Raw genomic sequence first — 4,076 nt, 5'->3', positions numbered from 1 at the left:
ACCCTGTCCCTCCCCCGCAAGGGGGGAGGAGACGCTCCCACTGATGCCGGTGCTTTGGTCTCCCTCCCCCTTGCGGGGAGGGGACAGGGGTGGGGGTATCTTCGGAACTCGATAGGATGAAAACCACCGGCCTCATGCTCTCTCGAGCTAGGCCCCGAGCCCCGCATCCTGCTTCAACGCACTCAGCAGGTATTTCAGCCCGGCAACGTTCTGGCTGGCTTCGATCCGGGGACCCATCTGCTCGGCGGAGATGGCGATGCTCTCGCTCAGCGCCCCCAGCGCCCACTCGATCTGGAACAGGTCGCGGCGCATCTCGTGGCCCGGGGCGAGGTTGTCGATCAACCGGTAGCAGAGTTCGAGCGCTTCGCGGATCTGCCGGCGGGTGCGATCGGCCTCGCGCTGCATCGGCGCGCTGACCTGGGCGCGGCCGCGCGCCGCGTCGCGATACTCATCGGCGATGACATTCCAGTGCCGTATCAGGCCCTGCAGCAGCGCGATATGGCGCCGCGCCTCGGTCTCGTCACTGCTATCCCTCGCGATCATCACCGCCTCCACGCCTAAACCTCGGCAATAACGGCGGCCGGGGCAGGCGGGTTGCATCCTGCCCGTCCGATCGGAGGGAGCGGCGGACTCTTTGCTTCGCCATGGTGGTCTCGCGGGGGCTCCGCCTCGCTGCGGCGAGCAAGACGAGACCGAGACCGAAAATGAAGACGATGAGCCCCGTCGGCTGCAGAGGTATGCAGCCATGAAAGCGCCCCGCTGGCTTCAGGCGTGGTGGCGGAGGCGCCGGGTGCGTGTCGCCATGCATCAGATCGCTCAGTTCAGCCCCGAGTTCCGGCGCGAGCTCGGCCTCGACGACGTGACGATCGACGACCTGATCGCCCTCGAGGGTGGCGGCGATTTTTCCGAGGCGCGCCAGGCGGTATTCGCTGCCCATGGCCCTGCGACGCCTGGGTCCTGCGCACCCGGCAACGCCCGGTGACAGGCGCCCGCCGCATGGCCTTGCGTTTGCCGCGATCCTCTTCCATATAGGCGGTGGGAGGTTGGTGCGGACGTGTTCCTCGCCAACCGGGTCAGGACCGGAAGGTAGCAGCCCCAACGAGACCTTCACGGGTCGTTGCCAGCCTCCTACTTCCCACACCTTTCTGATCGCGCGCCGCCGCTTTGATGGCATGAGCTTTTGCGATCTGCGCCCGCGCTCGCTATATGCTCTGCCATGGCTGACGGAATGTTCCCTGACGATCCCCCCGCGCCCGCCGCAACGGCGGCGAAGTCGCCCTATCTGGTGCTGGCCCGCAAGTACCGGCCGCTGAGCTTTGCCCAGCTCATCGGCCAGGACGCCATGGTGCAGACGCTGAGGAACGCCTTCAAGTCGGGCCGCATCCACCACGCCTTCATCCTCACTGGCGTGCGTGGGGTGGGCAAAACCACTACCGCCCGCATCCTTGCGCGTGCCTTCAACTACGAAGATGAGACCGGTCGCCATCCAACGCTCGATTTCGACAAGGAAGGCATCCACGACCGCGCCATCATCGAGGGCCGCCACATCGATGTGCAGGAGATGGACGCTGCCTCCAACACCGGCATCGACGCCATCCGTGAAATCAACGAGATGACACGCACGCCGCCGATGGGAGGAGCACCCTACAAGGTGTTCATCATCGACGAAGTGCACATGCTTTCGAACTCGGCCTTCAACGCATTGCTGAAGACGCTCGAAGAGCCGCCGCCCTATGTAAAATTCATCTTCGCCACTACTGAGATCCGCAAGGTCCCGGTCACCATCCTGTCGCGTTGCATGCGCTTTGACCTGCGCCGCGTGCCGCCGGAGACGATGACCGCCCACCTCATCGATATTCTCGCCCGCGAGAATATTGGCTACGAGCCCGAGGCGCTGGCGATGATCGTGCGGGCCGGCGAGGGCTCGGTGCGCGATAACCAGTCGCTGCTCGACCAGGCGATCAGCCACGGCGACGGCAAGGTGACGACAGCTACCGTTAAGGCCATGCTCGGCCTCGGTGACCGCGCCCGCACCATCGACCTGTTCGAGGCGTTGATGGCTGGCCGCATCGGCGACGCGCTCACCAACCTTCGCGAACTCTACGACGCCGGCGCCGACCCGCAGACCATCATCGCCGACCTTTGCGACTTCACCCACCTGGTCACCCGCATCAAGGTGGTGCCGGCTGCGGCTGACGACGTGTCGCTCACCCCGGACGAGCGGACGCGCGGCGCCCAACTGGCGCAAAAGCTCGGCATGAGGGCGCTGAGTCGCACCTGGCAGATCCTCTTCAAGGGCTATGACGAGGTGCAGCAGGCCGGTAACGCCCTGCAGGCCGCCGAAATGGTGCTGGTCCGCCTCGCCTATGCGTCGGACCTGCCGACCCCGGACGAGCTGATCGCCAAACTCGGCAACCTGCCACCTCCGACCCAGCCGCAATCGGCGCCAGTGGCGCGCGGCAATGGCGGCGGCAGCGGTGGCCCGTCGGCTGCCCGGCAGTACCAGCCCGAGGTCGCGCCGCGCTTCGACGCCGCGCCGCCGCAACAGGCCATTCCGCAATCCACACCGCAGGCCTTCGCCAACCCGCGCACCTACGCCGAGCTCGTCGCGTTGGCGGGTGAGAAACGCGACGTCATCGTCAAGATTGCGCTCGAGCAGTCCCTGCGCCCGGTTTCCATCGGCGACGGCCGGCTCGAAGTGGCGCTGGTCGAAAATGCCGATCCGGGCATCATCCAGACCCTGTCGGCCCGGCTGAAGCGGTGGACCAACCGGCAGTGGATGATCACCCTCAAGACTGACGTCCAGCACGTGCCGACCATGCGCGAGCAGCGCGAGGAGCGGCAGGAAGCGGTGCGCCAGGAGGCCCACCAGGATCCGCTGGTGCAGGCCATCCTCGAGACGTTTCCCGGCGCCACGGTGCGCGTCACCGTCAAGCAGGAACAGATACCGATCGAAGCCTACGCGGACGCCGTCCGCGACAGCGATGAGGAAGACGACGAATGAAAGACCTGATGGGAATGATGAAGGCCGCCCAGGAGATGAAGGGGCGGATGGAGGAGTTCCAGAACAAGGTCGCCGAAATGACCGTCGAAGGCCGCTCTGGCGGCGGTCTCGTGGTGGTGACGCTCAATGGCAAGGGCGAGATGAAGGGCTTGAAGATCGACCCCAGCCTCGTCTCCGATGACGTCTCGGTGCTCGAAGACCTGATCCTTGCCGCCCACAACGATGCCAAGGGCAAGGCCGAATACGAGATGAACGCCAAGATGCAGGAAATGACGGCGGGCTTGCCGCTGCCTCCCGGCATGAAGTTTCCGTTTTGAAGATGCGGCAATCGGCAGTCGGCAATCGGCAGTCGCCTGACAGCCATCGAACCTGCAGCGTGAGTTGGCGGCGCCTGCCGATTGCCGACTGCCGACTGCCGACTGCCGCGCACTAGCCATGGCAAACGGCGGCCCCGAGATTGAACAGCTGATCCTGCTCTTGGCGCGCTTGCCGGGGCTCGGGCCGCGTTCGGCCCGGCGCGCCGTGCTGCAGTTGATCAAGAAGAAGGAACAGCTGATGATCCCGCTGTCGGCGGCGCTCGATCGCGCCGTGGCGGCGGTGACCGTCTGCGAGACCTGCGGCAATGTCGATACCCGCTCGCCCTGCCATATCTGCGCCGACCCGCGCCGCGACAATGGCCTGTTGATCGTGGTCGAAGATGTCGCCGACCTCTGGGCGCTGGAGCGGGCCGGGGTCGGGGCGGTGAAGTACCACGTGCTCGGCGGCGTGCTGTCGCCGCTTGATGGCGTTGGCCCCGATGACCTGTCGATCGATGCCCTGCTGCGCCGCGGCCCGGAATTTTCCGAGATCGTCCTCGCCGTCAACGCCACGGTCGAAGGCCAGACCACCGCGCACTACATCACCGACCGCCTCGCCCCCAGCGGCGTCAAGATCACCCGCCTGGCGCATGGCGTGCCGGTGGGCGGTGAGCTCGACTATCTCGATGAAGGCACGCTCAGCCAGGCCCTGAAGGCGCGCACGGCGCTCTGATCTGCTCCCCTCCCCCTTGAGGGGCTGGCTCTTATACCCATCT

5 protein-coding genes and 1 other RNA gene are annotated in these 4,076 nt (G+C 66.0%); 5 read left to right on the top strand and 1 reads right to left on the bottom strand.

Annotated elements, in window-relative coordinates; translation table 11 throughout:
• Positions 1-147: 147 nt before the first annotated feature.
• The gene (locus tag VW23_RS01365; RefSeq protein ID WP_069907804.1) at positions 148-543 is read right to left on the bottom strand and encodes a hypothetical protein; all 396 of its coding nucleotides are present in this window, start codon (positions 541-543) and stop codon (positions 148-150) included.
• Between the two features lie 259 nt (positions 544-802).
• Here VW23_RS01365 and VW23_RS01360 point away from each other — a divergent pair, with 259 nt between their 5' ends.
• The 5 genes from VW23_RS01360 (at position 803) to recR (ending at position 4,033) form a co-directional block, all read left to right on the top strand.
• Positions 803-982: a hypothetical protein gene (locus VW23_RS01360; protein WP_141728176.1), complete on the top strand. Its 180-nt coding sequence runs from the start codon at positions 803-805 to the stop codon at positions 980-982.
• 54 nt (positions 983-1,036) lie between these two features.
• Positions 1,037-1,134, top strand: an RNA gene (gene ffs / locus VW23_RS01355) — signal recognition particle sRNA small type.
• 94 nt (positions 1,135-1,228) lie between these two features.
• The gene (locus VW23_RS01350) at positions 1,229-3,004 is read left to right on the top strand and encodes a DNA polymerase III subunit gamma/tau (protein WP_141728175.1); all 1,776 of its coding nucleotides are present in this window, start codon (positions 1,229-1,231) and stop codon (positions 3,002-3,004) included.
• Entirely contained in the window at positions 3,001-3,321 is a 321-nt protein-coding gene (locus tag VW23_RS01345; protein WP_055877229.1) for a YbaB/EbfC family nucleoid-associated protein, read from the top strand. Before VW23_RS01350 ends, VW23_RS01345 begins: the two co-directional genes overlap by 4 nt.
• Positions 3,322-3,439: 118 nt before the next feature.
• Positions 3,440-4,033 carry a recombination mediator RecR gene (recR, locus tag VW23_RS01340; protein ID WP_069907801.1) on the top strand — a complete coding sequence of 198 codons (594 nt, stop codon included), beginning with the start codon at positions 3,440-3,442 and terminating at the stop codon, positions 4,031-4,033.
• The last annotated feature ends 43 nt before the right edge of the window (positions 4,034-4,076 follow it).

The sequence above is a fragment of the Devosia insulae DS-56 genome (genome assembly GCF_000970465.2).
Classification (GTDB): domain Bacteria; phylum Pseudomonadota; class Alphaproteobacteria; order Rhizobiales; family Devosiaceae; genus Devosia_A; species Devosia_A insulae.
Note: the sequence above shows the minus strand (reverse complement) of the source record. Positions and strands in the feature narration are given on the sequence as shown.

What these genes read in the sequence shown, in the direction of transcription:
- VW23_RS01350 (WP_141728175.1), top strand. Translation starts at nt 1,229, where the DNA reads ATGTTCCCTGACGATCCCCCCGCGCCCGCCGCAACGGCGGCGAAGTCG.
- VW23_RS01360 (WP_141728176.1), top strand. Translation starts at nt 803, where the DNA reads ATGCATCAGATCGCTCAGTTCAGCCCCGAGTTCCGGCGCGAGCTCGGC.
- recR (WP_069907801.1), top strand. Translation starts at nt 3,440, where the DNA reads ATGGCAAACGGCGGCCCCGAGATTGAACAGCTGATCCTGCTCTTGGCG.
- VW23_RS01365 (WP_069907804.1), bottom strand. Translation starts at nt 543, where the DNA reads ATGATCGCGAGGGATAGCAGTGACGAGACCGAGGCGCGGCGCCATATC.
- VW23_RS01345 (WP_055877229.1), top strand. Translation starts at nt 3,001, where the DNA reads ATGAAAGACCTGATGGGAATGATGAAGGCCGCCCAGGAGATGAAGGGG.